We start from the raw sequence: 2,004 nt of genomic DNA, 5'->3' as shown, positions 1-2,004 counted from the left end.
CCGTCGGGGGAGACGACGCGGTCGCGGTAGGCGCCGTCGGGGGCGAAGCCGGATGCGGCGGCGAACTCGCGGGTGCTCTCGTCGTGGGCGAGCAGCCACAGGCTCACCGTGTCCGCCCCGGCCTCCCGCAGCAGGTCGGCGCCGGCGTTGAGCAGGCGTGAGCCATGGCCCTGGCGCCGGGCGTCGGGGTGCACACCGAGGACGGTGACCTCCCCGGTGGCGCCGCCGGCATCCGGGTCCTGCGACGGGCCGATCGCGCACAGGCCGACGACCTGGTCACCGGCGCAGGCGACGAGCAGGCGGTGGATGCCGCCGGGCGGCGCCGTGAGGCTCTCCCGCCACGAGCGCGCGAACGCATCGGGCTCGAACTGGGCGACGACCTCGTCCGGGACGCGCCCGGAGTAGGCCTCGCGGAACACCACCGCCTGCACGAGGCCGACTGCGGGGGCGTCGTTGACCCTGGCGCGCCGGACACTGGCGTCGGCGAGAGGGCCGGCACCGGCGGCGGACGGGTGGCCGTGGCCGTGGCCGTGGCCGTGCTCGGCGTGGCCGTGCCCGTCGTGGTCATGACCGCCGTGGTGGTGCTCGAGGGGTTCGGACACCGTGATCACCGTCCTCGGAAGCTGGGCTCGCGGCGCTCGGCGAAGGCTCGGCGGCCCTCGGTGAGGTCGTCACTGGCCCAGGCCCTGGCGAAGGCCGCCTCGTAGCGCCCGACCGCCTCGGGGTCGTGCATCTGCGCGTCGAACCCGAGCTTGGAGCCGGCCTGGGTCAGCGGGGCGAGGCGGGCGGCACGAGCGGCGAGGGCCTGGGCGTCGGCCAGCGATCCCTGCTGGGAGGCAAAGCCCAGACGCCAGGCGTCGTCGGCATCCAGGACGGCGCCGGTCAGCACGAGGTGGCGGGCGGTGCCCTCACCCCAGAGCCGGGCCAGGCGGGTGAGGGTCCAGTGGTCGACCATGAGCCCCAGCCGGGCGACCGGCACGGCGAAGCGAGCGCTGGCACCGACGACGCGCACGTCGCAGGCGAGCGCGAGCTGCATCCCGAGACCCATGCACGAGCCCTCGATCGCGGCCACGGTCGTCACGGGCACCGCGGCCAGGTGGGCGAGCACCTGGGCCAGGCGGGTGGTGAACGAGACGTCCTCGAGCTCGGTGAGGTCGGCCCCGGCGCAGAAGTGCCCATCAGCACCGGTGAGCACGATGGCGCGCGTGCCGTCGGCGACGCAGCGGACGACGGCCGCGTGCAGGTCCTCGAGCGAGGCGAGGTCCAGGGCGTTGCGCCGGTGGGTGCGATCGATGGTGATGGTGGCGATCTGTTCACCGCGCTCGAGATGGATGGTCACCGCCCGACCCTACCCAGCCGGGGACTGGCAGACTCGCGGCACCCGGGTGGATGGATCTTCGGGCCGGGTGTGTTGCACCCGCGGCAGGCACCACCCACCACGCAACGACACGAGGAGAACACTGATGGCGACGACTCGCACCGCATCGGCCCACTGGGAGGGCTCACTCATGGAAGGGGCCGGGCAGGTCTCTCTGGAGTCCTCCGGCATCGGGACCTACCCCGTGTCCTGGCCGTCGCGCGCCGAGGCCGCGAACGGCCAGACCAGCCCGGAAGAACTGCTGGCGGCGGCGCACTCGACGTGCTTCTCGATGGCGCTCTCGCACGGGCTCGCCCAGGCCGGTACGCCGCCCACGACGATCGACACCACGGCCGACGTGACGTTCCAGCCCGGCACCGGCATCACCGGCATCGTGCTCAAGGTCGTCGGTGACGTGCCCGGCATCACCGCCGAGCAGTTCCAGACGGCCGCCGAGGCCGCCAAGGCCGGCTGCCCCGTCAGCCAGGCCCTGGCTGCGGTGCCGATCACGCTCGAGGCAACCTTCGCGGGCTGACCCGCTGCGCCGGCGGCTCCACCCGGTCGGCTCCACCCCATCGAGAGGAGGCAACACGCAGGGCCCAGGGCTCGATCTCGTGCGTGTTGCCTCCTCTCGACCCCGGCTCCGG

3 protein-coding genes are annotated in these 2,004 nt (G+C 74.0%); 1 reads left to right on the top strand and 2 read right to left on the bottom strand.

Annotated elements, in window-relative coordinates; translation table 11 throughout:
• Window positions 1-602, bottom strand: a 602-nt coding sequence (locus PLL68_RS14330) for a GNAT family N-acetyltransferase (RefSeq protein WP_324535232.1), incomplete at its 3' end; no start/stop codon positions are given.
• A gap of 5 nt (window positions 603-607) precedes the next feature.
• The gene (locus tag PLL68_RS14325; RefSeq protein ID WP_324535230.1) at window positions 608-1,339 is read right to left on the bottom strand and encodes an enoyl-CoA hydratase-related protein; all 732 of its coding nucleotides are present in this window, start codon (window positions 1,337-1,339) and stop codon (window positions 608-610) included.
• Window positions 1,340-1,463: 124 nt separating this feature from the next.
• Between PLL68_RS14325 and PLL68_RS14320 the strand changes: the two genes are divergently transcribed.
• Complete coding sequence (locus PLL68_RS14320; RefSeq protein ID WP_324535228.1) at window positions 1,464-1,892, top strand: OsmC family protein; 429 nt, start codon at window positions 1,464-1,466, stop codon at window positions 1,890-1,892.
• Window positions 1,893-2,004: the final 112 nt, after the last annotated feature.

Source organism: Ornithinibacter sp., from assembly GCF_035443565.1.
Classification (GTDB): Bacteria; Actinomycetota; Actinomycetes; order Actinomycetales; family Dermatophilaceae; genus Fodinibacter.
Note: the sequence above shows the minus strand (reverse complement) of the source record. Positions and strands in the feature narration are given on the sequence as shown.

Excerpts from the sequence above, each read along its gene's own strand:
- PLL68_RS14320 (WP_324535228.1), top strand. The coding sequence starts at position 1,464 with ATGGCGACGACTCGCACCGCATCGGCCCACTGGGAGGGCTCACTCATG.